Genomic DNA, 16,617 nt, shown 5'->3' on the forward strand with positions numbered 1-16,617 from the left:
GCCCACGTATGGCCAGAGCGGTGTGCGTCCAATTGGACGCACATCGTACGCTCTGGCAATTTTGAATCTGCGCTAGCGAAGATCGCGGCGCATGACAAGCGCGCCGGTCGGGCCATGCTCGGGCGACCTGTAATAGTTGGCACGCTTGCCGACCTCGCGGAATCCCAGCCGCCGGTAGAGCGCGATCGCGGCGACGTTGGTCTCGTCGACCTCGAGGAAAAGCGCCTCGGCGCGTTGCGCGTGCAGTTCGCGCAGAACGGCATCCATCAATTGCCAGCCGAGCCCCTGGCGGCGATGGGAGCGCGCCACCGCGACAGTCAGGATCTCGCCTTCACCGGCAGCCAGGCGCGCCAGGACGAAGCCGACCGGCGGCTTGGCACCCTGTCCGGTCTCGCGCGCGGCATAGCCGAACACCGTGTCCTGCTCGAGCAGTGCGGCGAATTCGTCGTCGGTCCACGGCCGAGCGAAATCCTCGCGATGCAGCACCGACATGGCCGCGCTGTCGGCAATCGTCAGCTGCTCGAGCGCAAAGTCCCTGCGGCGCGGCTGGAGGAAAGGAATGCGCATCAGTTTTTCTTCCCGGCTTTCTTCCTGGACAGGATAAAGCCGGCCTGCGGCTTGGCGTCGGCGCCGCGCAGATAGAGCGGTTTCGGCTTTTCGCCTTCAGCCTTTTTGCCGGCACCTTGGGCGGCAGCCAGCCGGGCATAGACGGCGATGTCGGCCGTGGCACTTGTCGAGCCGATGTCGAAGGTGCGGCCCGCCGACGCGGCGACCTGCGTTGCCGCCGTGCCGGCAAGAACCGGAGAACCGTCAACCACCATGGCGACGGCTTGCGAAAGCGTGGTCACCGCCGGACCATAGCGCAGAACCGGCCCCTCGTCGTAAAATGCCGCGTGGATTTCCTCGCGTCCGGCGTCGAGTGCCGCCAACACGGCGCGGCCGGGGAATGCCGCTTCCGCCTCCGTCGCCAGGGCTTCCAGCGTCGTCACCCCGATCGCCGGGATTTTCAGTGCCAGCGCCAGTCCGCGCGCTGCCGACACGCCAACGCGCAGGCCGGTGAAGGAGCCGGGGCCGGTGGAGACAGCGATGGCGCCGAGGCCGGCATAATCGGTTCCGGCGGCTTTCAGGGCCCCATCGATGACTGCCATCAGATGCTCGGCATGGCCCTTGCCGAGATCGAGCACCGAACGGCCAAGCTCTTTGCCGGCCGCAGTGTCGTAGACGCAAGCGGCGCAAAGATTGGCGGCACAGTCGATGGCAAGCAATTTCATAAGGCGGCCGGTTGGAGGACCCGCTTGGGCACAAGGGTTCTAAAGATAATTTTCCTGTGCCTGCCATGGCTCATCGCCGCAAGGAAATAATGCATAAATCGTTTGGCGGCTTCGCTTCGGCCTCGTCTGAACGCGGTAATTCCGGCGAACGTAACGTCAGGGAACCGGAAGCACTTATCTGGCCTCCTCGATGCGCAGCATGTGATTGTCCCAGACATAGTCCGGCTCCGACCGCGTCGCGCCCCCTGCTTCGATGATTTCGCCGGCGCCCGTCGTCGCTATGAAGCTCGCCCCGTCGGGCGCCACGCCGCAGATCTCGGCCAATGCGTTGGTGGCAACGATCCGGCCGCTGGCCGTATCGATCACGGCAAGCGAGTTGCCCTCCGGCGAGGACACGGCGACGGTGCCGGCGGCGGGGTTGGCGGCGACCGAGCCGATGTAGTTCCTGAAGCCGGAAAGCACGTGCTGCGGCATGTCGAGCAGTTGCAGATCCTTGCCGCGCGCGGCGCGGCCGACCAGCAGCGGACGATCGGTGCCCGGCCCCCGGTACTGGCAGCCGAACCAGACCGTGCCGGATCGGTCGATATCCATGTGACGGATCGACAGCTGGTGCAGCGCCGGCGGCAGTTCATGCTTTTCGACGAGGTCGCCGGCGAGGCGGTCGACCAGAACATAGGATGGCTTCATCGTCGCGATGTTGAGCTCGGCGCGGCCGAAATCCGGATGCGTCTCGATGCCGCCATTGGCGACGGCAATCGTCCTGCCGTCGCCTAGCAGCAGAAGCTCGTGCGAGCCCATGCCGTAGGTCGGGAACTCACCGATGCGCTTGAATTTCGCACGCGCGTCGTAGACGCCGACCACGCCGGCGGCATTGTCGAAGTCATTTTCGGTGGCGTAAAGCAACGCACCGTCGGTCGAAAACACGCCGTGGCCGAAGAAATGCCGTCCACTGACGCTGGCAATGGTCAGTGGCTCGTCGCGGCCTGTGTGGTCGAAGACCACGGCGAAGGTGCCGGGCTGCCTGGCGAAGACCACGGAGCGTTTCGACACCGGATCGAAGGTGACGTCGTGACCGCGGGCGGGCAGGTCGATAGCGTGCAGGACCATGCCGGCCTCGGACAGGATCGCCGCGCCATAGCTGCCGTCGCGCTTGATGAAAGCGGTGGCGAAGACGGCGTCGGCGGCAAGCGTCTTTGCCCATGCGGACGGCGCCATCGCCGAGGCAAAACTTGCGCCGGCAGCGCGCAGGAAATCGCGGCGATCGAACAAAGGAGTTTTCAAAAGACGGTCCTCTTGTGGATCATCGCAGGCGTTCGGGATTGGCCGAAGTCTCCCCAACTTCGTCATCCTTGGGCGAAGCAGGAGCGAAGCTCCGTCGCGGAGACCCAAGGATCCATGCCGTAATCTCAGCCGAAGAGTACGGCGAAGCAGAACCCTGCACCGAAGCAACGCTCTGAGGTCACGGCATGGATCCTGGGGTCTGCGCCGCGTCGCTAAGCTCCTTGCTCCGCCCCAGGATGACGAAGCGATGGGCGTTTCAGCCAATCTCAAGAGCATGCGATCCCGTCCACGCCATCCGATAAGTCCGCTCCCTTTCGAGTATCATGCTCAGTTTCTTCGCCGCATGATCTTGTCCAAAAAGTCTGCAACTTTTTGGGATCATGCTTAGTCTCCGTCCAGCGACGAGAAGCCAGCGGTCAGGCCGAATTCGGCTGTCAGCCTGGTGCCGATCAAGGTCGTCAGGCTGGATGTCACCAGCGAGAAGTGGTCGAGCCTCTCACGCAGCGCGGGGTCGGCGAGTGCCTTGTCGATCGGACCTCTGATGGCAGTGGCGTCGGCGGCCCCGTTGACGAGCTGGATGTGGATCGAATTTGCCATCCAGCGCGCGTCGGGCGACAGCGCTTCGCCAAGCTGCGACGCTTGGAACAGCGCGTCCATGCCCGAAAGATTGCCGGTCAACGAGCGCGCGGTGTTTTGCGAGCGCCAGTAGATCGCCTGTTTCGGCTTGTCGGCTTGCGGATTGCGGCCCAAAAAGCCCTTTAGGCGGACGTCGCGGACCATTTCCAGCTCGTTGATGAAGACGCCGACCAGTTCGGTCACCGCTTCGGTGCCGTCGCGGTAGAGCGCGTTTTGCGGGCCCGGATTGGCCCAAAGTGCGGCAAAACCGTCGGGCTTGTTCCAGGCGTCGTTGACCTCGGCGGCAATCGTTTCGATGTTGCCAGCGACGGCCGCGCCGTAAGCACAGCGATAGGGATCGTCCTTACCGGCGAGCCGCTCGGCGCTATCGCCGTAAAGCACGAACTCCAGCGCGCCGAGCCCTTGCATGGCGACGCTCTTTGTCGCCAGCTGGACTGGATCGGCGGCGGTGCGATCTTTATTGGCCAGCGCCGCCTGGACCTGCCTCAGGCCGATGCTCTTGCGGTCCGGCCAGAACAGCATGCGCTCCAGCCGGTTGTTCTGCGTGATCGGTCCGATGCGGATGATCTCGACGACCGACCAGGCATCCACGGTGCCGGAGAATTCGGCGCGCGCCGCATCGAGATGGTCCTGCGAAGGCGCGTCGCAAAGCCTGCGCATCGCCTTGGTCAGGCTGTCCGCATGCTCATGCAGCCGTGCATAGGCCGGGCGGACAAAGCCGTCGATGGCCTGCTGGATCACGTCGGAGGCCTTTGCTGCTGCGGATGCCGGCAACGCGCCGGCCAGGACCAGCGGGAGAACCAGGACAAGCGCAAGACGCTTCGGCATCAGAACGACTCCAGGAATTTGATCAGTGCGTCGCGATCGGCCGCATCGGCGGCGGCAAAGCGGTCGCGCGCCTTCTGCCCCTCGCCGCCATGCCACAGGATCGCCTCGGCCAGGGTGCGCGCGCGCCCATCATGCAGGAAGAAGCTGTTGCCGTTGACAGTCTGGGTAAGACCGCTGCCCCACAGCGGCGGCGTGCGCCATTCGCTGCCGGTAGCCTCGCCCACCGCTTGCCCATCGGCGAGACCTGGCCCCATGTCATGCAGCAGAAAATCGGAATAGGGCCAGATAAGCTGGAAGGCCTGCGCCTTGTTGGGCGTGCCGCGGCGGGTGACGAATTTCGGCGTATGGCAGGAAATGCAGCCCATGTCGTAGAACAGCTTCTTGCCGGCCAGCACATCGGGCTCGTCGAGATCGCGCCGCGCCGGCACGGCGAGATTTTGCGAATAGAAGGTGACGAGGTCCATGACCGGCGGCGGCGCCTCGACCGGGCCGAGGCGCTCCTGCACGCCGTTGGGCATGGCAAGGCAGGTCTTTTCGGCCGCGGTGCAATCGCCCCAGTGGTTTGGCACTTCCAGCGTCGAAATGCCGATGTCACCGGCGAATGCGTCCGCCGCTTGCTGGCGGATCGACGGCGTCTGCGCCTTCCAGCCGAAGCGGCCGAGTGTCAGTTCGCCGCTCTGGCGATCGCGCACGATGTTGGGCTTGCCGGAGATGCCGTCACTGTTCCGATCGTCCGGATCGGCATGGGCGAGAATGTCCGCCGGTGCGATCTGCTCGACCAGGCCGAGGCCGATCATCGGCGGCGTCATGCGCGGCGAAAGCGTCGTGTGTGGATCGAGCGGCCCGTTGGCAAGATCATCGACCGAATAGCTCGGCTTGCGCAGCCAAACCACGGTACCGTCCGGCAGCGTGACTTTCTGCTCCTGATAGTCGACACGCATCCGGCCTTCGCCCCGAAGACCCGGCACGGCCAAGTCCTGCAATTGCGAGCCGTAGACCGGATCGGGGAAGTTGAGCACCTTGCGGGCGGCCAGCGCTGCTTTCTCCTCACCGGTGCTCGCCTGCCGCGCCAGCCGCAGGAACATCGAGGTGGTACCGCTGTCGCCTTCCGGCGGACGACCGCGACCGTCCTTCAGATGGCAATTCTGGCAGGCCCGCTCGTTGAACAGCGGCCCAAGCCCGTCCGACGCCTGCGTCGACGAGGGCGACGAAACCCAGTTCTTGCGGAAAAGGGCATTGCCGAGCTTGAAGGTGCCCTCTTCCTCGAAGGTGATATTGGTCGAGGATTGCGAGAAAGCGTCCTTGTTGGCGACTTTGCGCGACGTGCCGGCGCCGCCCTGCATCGGCTCGAACTGCTCGGGCTTGGAAAAATCCTTAGTCGGCCTGGTGATGGCGATGACGCGCGCCAGATCCTTCGGCGTCAGATCGGTACGGCTGGTGGCGAGGCCCGCTGGTTCGGACGCGCCGGCCAGCGCCGAGGCTGTCAGCGCGACCACCATGGCAAGCGAAAGCCCGCGAAGCCAACTGTATCGCGGGTTTTGCTGGGACGGCAGGCCGCAACCCTCGGCCCGCCGCAAGCGGCGCAAGAAACCTAAGGGGCGCCGCATTCCCGCATGTCCCTAATCCGCCTCGTCGGCCGATGCGGCGTTGAGCTGGCCATATTTTTCCTCGCCGATCGAGGCGAGCAGGTCGAGTTGCGTCTCGAGGAAGTCGATGTGGCCTTCCTCGTCGGACAGCAGATCCTCGAACAGCTTCATCGTCACGTAGTCGCCTGCTTCTTCGCAAATCTCGCGCGAACGCTTGTAGCCGGTGCGCGCGTCATATTCGCCGGCGAGATCGGATTCGAGCACTTCCTTGACATTCTGGCCGATGCGCAGCGGCGCTACCGACTGCAGGTTCGGATGACCTTCAAGGAAGATGATGCGGGCCACGAGCCGGTCGGCATGGTGCATCTCCTCGATCGATTCCGCGCGTTCCTTCTTCGCCAGCTTGGCGTAGCCCCAGTCTTCCAGCAGCCGGAAATGCACCCAGTACTGATTGACCGCTCCAAGTTCCAGAAATAGAGCCTCGTTAAGCCGCTCTATAATCTGTTGTTCGCCTTTCATGGGTTCTGCTCCCGTATTGGACGCGCAGGCCTCTGACGCGATCCAGGTGTGAAACGACATCCACGCCGCTCGCCTCCGAGCGGGCGTGGTAATTTTCGGTTACCCGAATGATCGTTTCGACCACATTTGGGAAGCAGCCGCAACAGCGACCACGCTTCTGCATGGCATGATAGATCTTCGCCGGCACGATAAGTTGCCAGGGATCCTGATCCAGCAGCCCGACGATCGTCTGCTCAATCTCCTTCTCGGTGATGATGTTGCAATGGCAGATCAGCATTATTTGCTCTGTATGGCTGACGGCGCGTGCTCGGCGCCGTTTGGCTTATTTTCTCAATCGAACGGAAAACCGATTTCCACTTTTCTTTACGCGGACCTTCGATTCGGGATCGTGCTCGAGGCTCTTGACGCCTTACTGGAACACCTTGTCTGGCGCATCGAGGCTATCCGAACCCTCGAAGGCGATGGCATTGAGTTTCAGGGTGCCGACGGCGCGTTCGATCGACTTGGTCTGGTCGACCAGCGCGTCGATCGCCGCCTGGACGGTGGCGTTGCCTTCCGTGTTGCCTTCGCCGATCTGCTGGTCATAGGCCTCGCCGCCAAGCGCCCGCGCCTTGATGGCTTCCATCTTGGCGACGGTGACATCCAGCTTGTCCGCCAGTTCCTTGTCGATCGCCGGATCGGCCTCCTTGACCATGTCGGATACCGAGGGGCCTTCGACGACGGTGCCGTCGAGACGCGTATAGCTGCCACGGTAGGCGGTGCGAATGCCGACGGCATCGTAGAGATGGGAGTCGTAGGTATTGTCGGAGAAGCAGTCATGCTCCTCTTCCGGATCGTGCAGCAGCAGGCCGAGCTTCATGCGCTCGCCGGCGAGTTCGCCATAGGACAGCGAGCCCATACCGGTGAGGATGGTCGAGATGCCTGCTTTCGGCTCGCCATCGACAAGATTCTTGCGGGCGGCGCCGCCATCCTTCCACTCGTTGACCATGGCCTGCAGATCGGAAACCAGAAGGTCGCTGGCCGACTTCAGGTACTGCGCGCGCCGATCGCAATTGCCGCCGGTGCAGTTGGCAACGTCGTAGTCCGTGTAGGGCCGTTCGCCGGAGCCCGGACCGGTGCCGTGCAAGTCCTGGCCCCACAGCAGGAATTCGATGGCGTGATAGCCGGTCGCCACATTGGCCTCGATGCCGCCGGCTTCCTGCAACGTGCCGGAGAGGAACTCGGGAGTAAGATTGGTGGCGTCGATCTTCTTGCCGTCGACCTCGATCGACTTGTTGGCGATCACATTGGCGGTGTAGAGCGCATTCGCATCCGACTCGGTGCCATAGCCGGCGGCGACATAGTCGATCAGGCCTTCGTCCAGCGGCCAGGCGTTCACCTTGCCTTCCCAGTCGTCGACGATGGCGTTGCCGAAGCGGTAGACTTCGGTCTGCTGATAGGGAACACGCGACTCCTTCCAGGCCTCGCGGGCGGCAGTCAGCGTTTCCACCGAAGGCTTGGCAAGCAGCGCGTCGACGGCCTTGTCGAGCGCCTGCGCCGTGGTCAGCGAATCCTCATACTTGGCGAGCGCAATGTCGGAATAGGTCTTGATGACAGCCTTGGCATCGGTTTCCGCCTTGGCCGGCAGTACGAATATCGCCGCCGTCAATGCCACCGTGGCGCCGATCGCGGCGAACCTGCCATATCGTGCCGTGATCATCGCTCTCATGATTGTCATCTCCTCGGAATTCAGTGAAATGCCGGCGCCAAAGGTGCGTCGGCAGGCAATCGGCACCAAGGCAGGTCCATGCCATTGGCCGAGAAACAGGCCGCGGCATAGCGCGGTTTGCGGAAGAAAGACATCGAAATGCCTCCAATCGAAAGGGTTCAAGGCCCAGACATCAAAGGGATGCGCTTGACACGCAAGCATCCATAAAGCGATGAAGGCGGCGGAAGTCAACCAATTTCAGAGAGAAAAGCCAATCGAAACAACAGTTTAGAATTATTCTAAACTGGAAGTGTCAACTTTAGCCGCATTTTACCTTCTCGTCATTAACAGCACTATTGATGGACCGCCATTCCGGGTGCGACCCGCAAAGGTGGTCTTGCGGCGGGGTCAGACAATTGCCACTTGGCGAGAGGTCCTAGACTTGGACGAAGAATTGGGGATGAGGAAATTGGGGCTGCGATGAAAAACGGTGTGGTCATTGTCGGTGCGGGTCATGCGGGCGTGCAAGCGGCCGCCAGCCTGCGCGAGGACGGTTACGACGGACCCGTGATCCTCGTCGGCGACGAGAACGAACTGCCCTATCACAAGCCGCCGCTGTCGAAGACCTTCATCAAGGATCAAGAGGCCAAACCGCAGCCGCTGCGCGGCGAGGCCTTTTATACCGGCAGTACCATCGACTACCGGCCGGGCATCAGGGTCGACCGCATCGATGCCGGCGGACGCAGGCTGGAGCTATCAGGTGGCGGCGTGCTGCCTTTCGACCGACTGATCCTGGCGACCGGTTCGCGGCCGCGCATCCTGCCGCTGCCGGGTTCGGAGCTTTCAGGCGTGGTGTCGTTGCGCTCGCTCGCCGACGCGCGGCTGATCCGCGCGTTGAGCGCGCAGAGCGAGGATGTCGTCATCCTCGGCGGCGGCTTCATCGGACTGGAGATCGCCGCGACGCTCAAAGCAGCCGGCCGCAAGGTCACCGTGGTCGAGGCGGTCGACCGGCTGCTCGGCCGGGCGGTAGCGCCGGTCATCGCGAGGCACGTGCGGCAACGGCTGGAAGCGACCGGTGTGCGCATCCTCACCGGCACCACGATTGCGCGACTCGAAGGCGAGAACGGCCATGTCTCGGCCGCGATCACCACATCCGGCGAGCGCCTGCCGGCGCAGATGATCATCACCGGCATCGGCGTCGTGCCGAATGTCGAACTGGCCGAGGCCGCAGGCATCGCTATCGCCAACGGCATCCGCGTCGACCAGCAGATGCGCACGTCGGTGCCCGAAATCCTCGCCATCGGCGATGCCGCCTCCTACCGGCACTGGCTCACCGGCGGCGACGTGCGGCTGGAATCGGTGCAGAATGCGACCGACCAGGCGCGTCTTGCCGCGCGCACCATCGTCGGCCATGCGGACGCCTTTGCGGCGGTGCCATGGTTCTGGTCCGATATCGGCGACATGAAGCTGCAGATGGTCGGCCTGATTTCGGGCGGCGACAGCCATGTCGTGCTGGGCGACGTCAACGAGAACAGATTCTCCATTTATCACTATGCTGGAAATCGGCTGCTCGGCATCGAATCGGTCAACCGGCCGGGCGACCATATGCTTGGCCGCAAGATGCTCGGCGCCGGCTTCTCGCCGACGCCGCAGACCGTTGCGACGGGGCCGGACGGACTGAAGGCGGCGCTCGCCGCCTTCCAGCAGGTAGAGCCTGTCCGCGCCGCTGAATAGGATATGTTGTTATTTAGGTGATGCCGGCCTGCGAACGGTGGTTTCCTACGCTGATCCTTCCCTTCTCCCCTTGTGGGAGAAGGTGGCCGAGCGAAGCTCGGTCGGATGAGGGGTGTTCCAGTTTGGCATCGACTGCACTCCGTCCAACACCCCTCTTCCGTCTCGGCGCTCCGCGCCGATCCACCTTCTCCCACAAGGGGAGAAGGTGCAGCCGCATCCGCTCAGGCGGCGCGGACCTCGCGGATCGAGCTTTCCAGGATGTCGAGCGCTTCGTTCATGACGCCGTCCTGGATGGTGATCGGCGCCAGGAAACGGATGACGTTGCCGTAGACGCCGCAGGTGAGCAGGATCAGGCCCTTGTCGAGCGCCTTCAGCCGGACCGCATTGGCGATCTCGGCCGACGGCTGGCCCTTCTTCACGTCGTTGAACTCGACAGCGTTCATGAAGCCGGGGCCTCTGATATCGACGATCTCCGGCGTGTCGTCGCGGATCGATTGCAGCCGCTGCTTCAGCCGGTTGCCCAGCGTGTTGGCGCGGTCGCAGAGCTTTTCCTCTTCGATCACGTCGAGCACGGCATGCGCCGCGGCAACGCCGATCGGGCTGCCGCCATAGGTACCGCCGAGCCCGCCTGGGTTCGGCGCATCCATCATCTCGGCGCGGCCGGTGACCGCCGCCAGCGGGAAGCCGCCGGCCAGGCTCTTGGCCATGGTGGTGATGTCGGGCGCCACCTCGTGATGATCCATGGCGAACATCTTTCCGGTGCGGGCAAAACCGGTCTGCACCTCGTCGGCGATCAACAGCATGCCGTGCTGGTCGCAGATCTTGCGCAGCGCCGTCATGAACTCGCGCGGCGCCTCGTAGAAGCCGCCCTCGCCCTGTACCGGCTCGACGATGATGGCAGCGACGCGGGCCGGATCGACATCGGCCTTGAACAGCCGGTCGAGCGCGGCCAGCGAATCGGCGACCGAGATCCCGTGCAGCGCCACCGGGAACGGCGCGTGGAAGACATCGGCCGGCATGGCGCCGAAACCGACCTTGTAGGGCACGACCTTGCCGGTCAGCGCCATACCCATGAAGGTGCGGCCGTGGAAGCCGCCGGCAAAGGCGATGACCGCCGGCCGGCCGGTGGCGTTACGGGCGATCTTGATGGCGTTCTCCACCGCCTCGGCGCCGGTGGTGACGAAGATCGTCTTCTTGTCAAACTTGCCCGGCAGCATGCCGTTCAGCCGTTCGGCCAGCCTGACATAGCTCTCATAGGGAACCACCTGGTGGCAGGTGTGGGTGAAGCGGTCGAGCTGCGCCTTGACCGCTTCTATCACCTTGGGATGTCGATGGCCGGTGTTGACGACCGCGATGCCGGACGAGAAGTCGATGTAGCGGCGGCCTTCGACACCCCAGATTTCCGAATTCTCGGCGCGGTCGGCATAGATCTGCGTGGTCATGCCGACGCCGCGCGAGATCGACTGGTTCTTGCGTTCGGAAATGGCTGAATTCTTCATGATGTCCCTCGCCGGGCCGGCGCCCGTTCTCGTTGATGGTGGCTCAGATGTCTTCTGGCGTTATTTCATGTATTCCTCAAGTTGGCACCAGCACCGGGTCATTGGGCCTGCCGTCACCATCGGGCAAGTGCAAAGTTTGAGCCGCTCAAGCCGTCCGCACGAACCCATCGCTGGCCCTCAGCAGGTTGCGCGTGTAATCCTCGGTCACGCGGCGCTCGACGAGGTCGTCCGCTGTGAGGTGCTCGACCGCCTCGCCGTTCTGCATCACCATTAGCCGCTCGCACATATGGGTGATGATGGCGAGGTCGTGGCTCACCATCAGGAAGGTCAGCTTGCGCCGCCGCCGGATCTCCTCCAGCAGGTTGAGCACTTCCGCCTGCACCGAAGCGTCGAGCGCCGAGGTCGGCTCGTCAAGCAGCAGGATTGACGGTTCGAGGATCAAGGCGCGGGCGATTGCCACGCGCTGGCGCTGGCCGCCCGACAATTGATGCGAATAGCGGAAGCGGAAGCCGGTGCCGAGCCCGACTTCGTCCAGCGCCCGCTGGATGCGCTTTTCGCCATCGGCAAAGCCGTGGATGGCGAGCGGCTCCTGCAGCAGGCGATCGACGGTCTGGCGAGGATGCAGCGAGCCGTAAGGGTCCTGGAAGACCATCTGCACTTCGCGATAAAAAGCCTTGTCGCGGCGCGCGCCGAGCCTCTTGCCGTTGACGGCGATGGTGCCCGAAGCGGCCGGAGCGAGGCCGGCTATTGCTCTGAGCAGCGTCGATTTGCCGGAGCCGGATTCGCCGACCAGGCCGAAGGATTCGCCGGATTGCACCTCGAGGCTGACGCCCTTCAGCGCACGAAACCGGTCGAAGACCACCTCCAGCCTGTCGACGGAGAGCGCCGGCGTCATGCCGCCCACTCCGGCTTGCGGTCGAGCACCGGCAGCGGGTGACGGTCGGCGCCGATCTTGGGCATGCAGTTGAGCAGGCCGCGCGTATAGGGATGTTGGGCGCGGCCGAGTTCCGACGCTGTCAGTTGCTCGACCACCTTGCCGGCATACATGACAATCACCCGGTCGCAGAATGACGAGACCAGGCGCAGGTCGTGCGAGATGAAGATCAGCCCCATGCCGCGCTCCCTGACCAGCCTGTCGAGAATGCCGAGCACGTCGAGCTGCACGGTGACGTCGAGCGCCGAAGTCGGCTCGTCGGCAATCATCATTTCCGGCCCGGCGATCAGCATCATGGCGATCATGGCGCGCTGGCCCATGCCGCCCGAAACCTCGTGCGGATGCAGGTCGAAGACACGAGCCGGATCGCGGATCTGCACCGCCTCCAGCATGGCGAGCGCGCGGTCGCGGGCTTCGGCCTTGTCGACCTTCTCATGCGTGCGCAGGGTCTCGACGATCTGGCGGCCGATGCTCATCACCGGGTCGAGCGAGTACTTCGGATCCTGCAGGATCATGGCGATGCGCTTGCCGCGCAGCGCCCGGCGATCGCGGGGCGGGGCCGCGAGCAGATCGATGCCGTCGAAGGCGAGTTTGTTGGCAGTGACCTCGGCCTGCGGCGGGGTCAGGCCCATGATGGCGCGGCCGGTCTGCGACTTGCCGGAACCGCTCTCGCCGACGATGCCGAGCCGTTCGCGGCCAAGCGAAAAGGAGACGCCGCGCACCGCCTCGATCAGGCCGGTACGCGTCGGAAAGGTGACGCGCAGATCGTCGACCTCCAGCAGGGTGCTCATTGGGTCGCCGCTCATTGGCCGCCGCTCATTGATCGCCGCTCATTGGTCACCACTCCGGGGGTCGAGCGCGTCGCGCAAGCCGTCACCGAGCAGGTTGAAGCCGAGGCTAACGATGAGGATGGCAAAACCCGGTGCACCGGCCACCCACCACTGGTCGAGCACGAAGCGGCGGCCCGACGCGATCATCGCGCCCCATTCCGGCAATGGCGGTTGCGCGCCGAGGCCGAGGAAGCCGAGGCCGGCCGCGGTCAGGATGATACCGGCCATGTCGAGCGTCACCCTGATGATGAGCGAGGAGATGCAGAGCGGCATGATGTGGCGAAGCACGATGCGGAACGGCGAAGCACCCATCAGCTGCACCGCCTTGATGTAATCCGAATTGCGCACCGTCAGCGTTTCGGCGCGCGCGATGCGGGCGTAGGGCGGCCATGAGGTGACGGCGATGGCGAGCACCGCATTCTCGATGCCGGGGCCAAGTGCCGCGACGAAGGCCAGCGCCAGGATCAGTTTCGGAAACGCCAGAAAGATGTCGGTGATGCGCATCAGGACCGCATCGATCCAGCCGCCGGCATAGCCGGCGACCGTGCCGACCAGCAGGCCGATAGGGGCGGCGATGATGGCGACGAGAATGACGACGTAGAGCGTCCATCGCGAACCGAAGATGATGCGCGAAAGAATGTCGCGACCGAGGTCGTCGGTACCGAACCAATGCTCGGCGCTCGGTGCCAGCAGGCGCGAACCCTTGAGATCGCCGAATGTCGGCGAATAGGGCGCCAGCACATCGGCAAATGCTGCGACGATCAGCAGGGCAAGGATAATGAGCAGACCGATGAATGCCAGCCGATTAGCGGAAAAGCGCCGCCACGCCACATAGGCGCGGCCAAGCCTTGCCTGCATGCGCGACGCCGGCCGCTCGCTGAGCAACCAGTCGCGACGGCTTTGTATCGCTTCTGCAGTCATCTCACTTTGGTCCTCGGATCGAGCACCCGGTAGAGCAGGTCGGACAGAAGGTTGATGCCGATGAAGACCGAGCCGATGACGATGGTGCCGCCGAGCACGGCGTTCATGTCGGCATTCTGCAGGGAATTGGTGATGTAGAGACCGATGCCGGGCCAGGAGAACACCGTTTCAGTCAGCACCGAGCCTTCGAGCAGGCCGGCATAGGAAAGCGCAATCACGGTGACCATCGGCACCGCTGCGTTGCGCAGCGCGTGGCCCCAGATGATGCGCGTTTCCGACAGGCCCTTGGCGCGCGCCGCCACAATATACTCCTGTGCAAGCTCGTTCAGCATGAACGACCGCGTCATGCGGCTGATATAGGCGAGCGAGAAATAGCCAAGCAGCGAGGCCGGCAGAATGATGTGGCGGAAGGCATCACCAAATACATCCCACTGTCGCTGCCACAGCGCATCCAAGAGATAAAAGCCGGTGATCGGCGTGAAGGTATATTCATAAACGATGTCGAGGCGGCCGGGAAAAGCCACCCATTGCAGCCTGGCGTAGAACAGCACAAGCGCCAGCAGTCCCAGCCAGAAGATCGGCACGGAGTAGCCGACCAGGCCGATAATGCGGACGATCTGGTCGATGATGCTGCCGCGCCGGACCGCAGCCAGCACGCCGAGCGGCACACCGAGGAATGCACCGATCAGCGTCCCCAGCGTCGCCAGTTCGATCGTCGCGGGAAAGGCGCGGCGGATGTCGGTCATGACAGGATTGGTGGTCAGCACCGACGTGCCGAAATTACCGTTCAGGGCATTCTTCACATAGATGTAGAACTGCTCGATCAGCGGCAGGTCGAGACCCATCTCGCGGCGGGTGCGCTCGACGACATTGGCCGGCGCCCGGTCGCCGAGCACCGCCAGCACCGGGTCGATCGGGATGACCCGCCCGATGAAGAAGGTCACCGCGAGAAGACCGAGATAGGTGGTTATCGCGATGACCAGGAAGCGGGCGATCGCCGACGCGACAGCGACAGCACGGGCGCTGCCGCGCCCTGCCGTCGCTTCGCTTTCAACAGTGCTCATGCGGCAAGTCCGCCGATATCACTCCTTGGAGATCTGGCCGACGAAGTTGGTGTCGAAGCTCGGGCCGAGCGCAAAGCCTTTGAGGTTCTTGCGCAGGCCGGCCACTTCCAGCTGCTGGTGGATGATGATGAAAGGACTGGTTTCGAGGACCTTCTTCTGCAGATCCTGGTACATTGCGGCGCGCTTGGCCGCATCCTTCTCGAGCAGAGCCGCCTCAGTTTCTTTGTTCAATTCCGGGATGTCCCAGGCGTTGCGCCAGGCCAGGGTCTTGGTCTTGCCTTCATCCGAATTGTCCGGGTTGCTGGCGAAGGTCTGGGCATTGGAGTTCGGATCGAAATAATCCTGGCCCCACTGGCCGATATAGATGTCGTGGTTACGGGCGCGGTATTTGGTCAGCGTCTGCTTGCCGTCGCCGGGAATGATCTCCAGCTTGATGCCGGCCTGTCCCAGCGTCTGCTGAAACGATTCCGCCATGCCGGTCACTGGCTGGGTGCTGCGTACGTCCATGGTAACGCTGAAGCCGTCGGCGAGGCCGGCCTTGGCGAGCAGTTCCTTGGCTTTGGCGACGTCGAACGTGAACGGATTCTCGTCCAGCTCGCCGAGCACGCCTTTCGGCAGGAAGGTCTGGTGAATCTCGCCGATGCCCTTGAGGATGGTCGAGCTTAAGGCATCGTAGTCGACGAGATATTTGAAGGCCTGGCGAACCTCAGGCTTGGCGAGGTTCGGGTTCTTCTGGTTAAGGCTGATGTAAAAGACCGTGCCCTTCGGTGCGCTGGTGGTGGTGAGATCGGCGTTCTTGGCGATGGCGTCGAGGTCGTTCGGCTCGAGATTGCGGGCAACGTCGATGTCGCCGGCCTCGAGCGCCAGGCGCTGACCCGAGCTTTCCTTCATGTTGCGATAGATGACGCGGGCAAGCTTGGCCTTTTCGCCGTGATAATTGTCGTTGCGCTCCATCACGACGACCTCATTGGCCCGCCATTCGCGCAACTTGAAGGCGCCGGAGCCGGCATAGCCGGTCTTCAGCCAGGCGTTGCCGAAATCGTTGTCGTATTTGTAATCGTCGCTGGGCGTCACCGCCGCGACATGCTCCTTGACCAGCTTGGCGTCGACGACCGAGGCGACGGTTGCCGACAGACAGTTCAAGACGAAGCTCGGCGCATAGCCCTTGTCGACGGTGAACTGGAACGTCGTGTCATCGATGGCCTTCGCCTTCTCAGTGACGTTGTCGCCGTTGATGCCGAACTGCCCGATGATAAAGGCCGGGCTCTTGTCGAGCTTGATGGCGCGCTCGAACGAATAGGCGACGTCCGCCGCCGTGATCGGGTTGCCCGAGGCAAATTTCAGGCCGGGCTTGAGCTTGAAAGTGTAGGTCAGGCCGTCGTCGGAGACGCTCCAGCTTTCGGCGAGATCGCCCTTGACCTTGGAGGTATCGCTGAGATCGAGGCGGACAAGAAGATCGTAGGTGTTGCCTGTGACCTCGGCGGTCGACAGCTCGAACGCCTCGCCCGGATCCATGGAGATGATGTCGTCGATGGCGAAACCCTCGACCAGCGTGTCGGCGGGCGTGACCGCAAAGGCCGGCGCGCCGGCCAGAAACAGCGCTGACATGGCTGCGCCCGCGAGCAAGAAACGGGAGCGTAGAGCAAACTTTTCCATCATCATTTTGATTGTTCCCTGTTTTGCTGACCTGAGTTCCCGGCCCAGGCTTGTGGCGTTCTCTTGCCAAATCAACGGTGATCCCTGAACCGGTTTCTTGGCAACTTTTATCCAGTTCCGCCTCACCATATCCGGCGGTTTCAAGCGCGGCAACGAGGATTTGCATAGCTG

15 protein-coding genes are annotated in these 16,617 nt (G+C 63.4%); 1 reads left to right on the plus strand and 14 read right to left on the minus strand.

Annotated features, from left to right (window positions below):
• Window positions 1–72: 72 nt before the first annotated feature.
• From rimI to EOA78_RS14360, 8 genes are all read right to left on the minus strand, one after another.
• A complete protein-coding gene (rimI, locus tag EOA78_RS14325) occupies window positions 73–567 on the minus strand; it encodes a ribosomal protein S18-alanine N-acetyltransferase (protein ID WP_127315696.1) in 495 nt (164 codons plus the stop codon).
• On the minus strand, window positions 567–1,271 hold the full coding sequence (gene tsaB / locus EOA78_RS14330) for a tRNA (adenosine(37)-N6)-threonylcarbamoyltransferase complex dimerization subunit type 1 TsaB (RefSeq protein WP_127315697.1): 705 nt from the start codon (window positions 1,269–1,271) through the stop codon (window positions 567–569). The genes rimI and tsaB overlap by 1 nt, the downstream gene beginning before the upstream one ends.
• Window positions 1,272–1,445: 174 nt before the next feature.
• Window positions 1,446–2,552, minus strand: a complete 1,107-nt coding sequence (locus EOA78_RS14335) for a DUF1513 domain-containing protein (RefSeq protein ID WP_127315698.1) — start codon at window positions 2,550–2,552, stop codon at window positions 1,446–1,448.
• A 384-nt stretch (window positions 2,553–2,936) separates the two neighbouring features.
• On the minus strand, window positions 2,937–4,016 hold the full coding sequence (locus EOA78_RS14340; protein WP_127315699.1) for an imelysin family protein: 1,080 nt from the start codon (window positions 4,014–4,016) through the stop codon (window positions 2,937–2,939).
• Entirely contained in the window at window positions 4,016–5,623 is a 1,608-nt protein-coding gene (locus tag EOA78_RS14345) for a di-heme oxidoredictase family protein (RefSeq protein WP_127315700.1), read from the minus strand. The genes EOA78_RS14340 and EOA78_RS14345 overlap by 1 nt, the downstream gene beginning before the upstream one ends.
• Before the next feature lie 12 nt (window positions 5,624–5,635).
• Complete coding sequence (gene bfr, locus EOA78_RS14350) at window positions 5,636–6,121, minus strand: bacterioferritin (protein WP_127315701.1); 486 nt, start codon at window positions 6,119–6,121, stop codon at window positions 5,636–5,638.
• A complete protein-coding gene (locus tag EOA78_RS14355; protein ID WP_127315702.1) occupies window positions 6,087–6,398 on the minus strand; it encodes a (2Fe-2S)-binding protein in 312 nt (103 codons plus the stop codon). Before EOA78_RS14355 ends, bfr begins: the two co-directional genes overlap by 35 nt.
• Before the next feature lie 132 nt (window positions 6,399–6,530).
• Complete coding sequence (locus EOA78_RS14360; RefSeq protein ID WP_206533443.1) at window positions 6,531–7,820, minus strand: imelysin family protein; 1,290 nt, start codon at window positions 7,818–7,820, stop codon at window positions 6,531–6,533.
• A gap of 468 nt (window positions 7,821–8,288) precedes the next feature.
• Between EOA78_RS14360 and EOA78_RS14365 the strand changes: the two genes are divergently transcribed.
• Window positions 8,289–9,542, plus strand: a complete 1,254-nt coding sequence (locus EOA78_RS14365) for an FAD-dependent oxidoreductase (RefSeq protein ID WP_127315703.1) — start codon at window positions 8,289–8,291, stop codon at window positions 9,540–9,542.
• Between the two features lie 221 nt (window positions 9,543–9,763).
• Here the strand turns inward: EOA78_RS14365 and EOA78_RS14370 are convergent, their stop codons facing one another.
• The 6 genes from EOA78_RS14370 to EOA78_RS14395 all read right to left on the minus strand — a co-directional run bounded on the left by EOA78_RS14370 (window position 9,764) and on the right by EOA78_RS14395 (window position 16,452).
• Window positions 9,764–11,041 (minus strand): 4-aminobutyrate--2-oxoglutarate transaminase, encoded by a 1,278-nt coding sequence (locus EOA78_RS14370; protein WP_127315704.1) that lies wholly within the window; start codon window positions 11,039–11,041, stop codon window positions 9,764–9,766.
• A 145-nt stretch (window positions 11,042–11,186) separates the two neighbouring features.
• Window positions 11,187–11,936: an ABC transporter ATP-binding protein gene (locus EOA78_RS14375; RefSeq protein ID WP_127315705.1), complete on the minus strand. Its 750-nt coding sequence runs from the start codon at window positions 11,934–11,936 to the stop codon at window positions 11,187–11,189.
• Window positions 11,933–12,766: an ABC transporter ATP-binding protein gene (locus tag EOA78_RS14380; protein WP_164783757.1), complete on the minus strand. Its 834-nt coding sequence runs from the start codon at window positions 12,764–12,766 to the stop codon at window positions 11,933–11,935. Before EOA78_RS14380 ends, EOA78_RS14375 begins: the two co-directional genes overlap by 4 nt.
• 39 nt (window positions 12,767–12,805) lie before the next feature.
• Complete coding sequence (gene nikC, locus EOA78_RS14385) at window positions 12,806–13,726, minus strand: nickel transporter permease (RefSeq protein ID WP_127315707.1); 921 nt, start codon at window positions 13,724–13,726, stop codon at window positions 12,806–12,808.
• The gene (locus EOA78_RS14390) at window positions 13,723–14,790 is read right to left on the minus strand and encodes an ABC transporter permease (protein WP_127315708.1); all 1,068 of its coding nucleotides are present in this window, start codon (window positions 14,788–14,790) and stop codon (window positions 13,723–13,725) included. Before EOA78_RS14390 ends, nikC begins: the two co-directional genes overlap by 4 nt.
• 18 nt (window positions 14,791–14,808) lie before the next feature.
• Window positions 14,809–16,452, minus strand: a complete 1,644-nt coding sequence (locus tag EOA78_RS14395; RefSeq protein ID WP_127315709.1) for an ABC transporter substrate-binding protein — start codon at window positions 16,450–16,452, stop codon at window positions 14,809–14,811.
• Window positions 16,453–16,617 lie beyond the last annotated feature (165 nt).

This window comes from Mesorhizobium sp. M5C.F.Cr.IN.023.01.1.1, assembly GCF_003997585.1.
Classification (GTDB): domain Bacteria; phylum Pseudomonadota; class Alphaproteobacteria; order Rhizobiales; family Rhizobiaceae; genus Mesorhizobium; species Mesorhizobium wenxiniae.

Bases quoted from the DNA above. Each gene is read 5' to 3' on its own strand.
- rimI (WP_127315696.1), bottom strand. From the start codon at position 567: ATGCGCATTCCTTTCCTCCAGCCGCGCCGCAGGGACTTTGCGCTCGAG.
- tsaB (WP_127315697.1), bottom strand. From the start codon at position 1,271: ATGAAATTGCTTGCCATCGACTGTGCCGCCAATCTTTGCGCCGCTTGC.
- EOA78_RS14340 (WP_127315699.1), bottom strand. From the start codon at position 4,016: ATGCCGAAGCGTCTTGCGCTTGTCCTGGTTCTCCCGCTGGTCCTGGCC.
- EOA78_RS14345 (WP_127315700.1), bottom strand. From the start codon at position 5,623: ATGCGGCGCCCCTTAGGTTTCTTGCGCCGCTTGCGGCGGGCCGAGGGT.
- bfr (WP_127315701.1), bottom strand. From the start codon at position 6,121: ATGAAAGGCGAACAACAGATTATAGAGCGGCTTAACGAGGCTCTATTT.
- EOA78_RS14355 (WP_127315702.1), bottom strand. From the start codon at position 6,398: ATGCTGATCTGCCATTGCAACATCATCACCGAGAAGGAGATTGAGCAG.
- EOA78_RS14360 (WP_206533443.1), bottom strand. From the start codon at position 7,820: ATGATCACGGCACGATATGGCAGGTTCGCCGCGATCGGCGCCACGGTG.
- EOA78_RS14365 (WP_127315703.1), top strand. From the start codon at position 8,289: ATGAAAAACGGTGTGGTCATTGTCGGTGCGGGTCATGCGGGCGTGCAA.
- EOA78_RS14370 (WP_127315704.1), bottom strand. From the start codon at position 11,041: ATGAAGAATTCAGCCATTTCCGAACGCAAGAACCAGTCGATCTCGCGC.
- EOA78_RS14375 (WP_127315705.1), bottom strand. From the start codon at position 11,936: ATGACGCCGGCGCTCTCCGTCGACAGGCTGGAGGTGGTCTTCGACCGG.
- EOA78_RS14380 (WP_164783757.1), bottom strand. From the start codon at position 12,766: ATGAGCACCCTGCTGGAGGTCGACGATCTGCGCGTCACCTTTCCGACG.
- nikC (WP_127315707.1), bottom strand. From the start codon at position 13,726: ATGACTGCAGAAGCGATACAAAGCCGTCGCGACTGGTTGCTCAGCGAG.
- EOA78_RS14390 (WP_127315708.1), bottom strand. From the start codon at position 14,790: ATGAGCACTGTTGAAAGCGAAGCGACGGCAGGGCGCGGCAGCGCCCGT.
- EOA78_RS14395 (WP_127315709.1), bottom strand. From the start codon at position 16,452: ATGATGATGGAAAAGTTTGCTCTACGCTCCCGTTTCTTGCTCGCGGGC.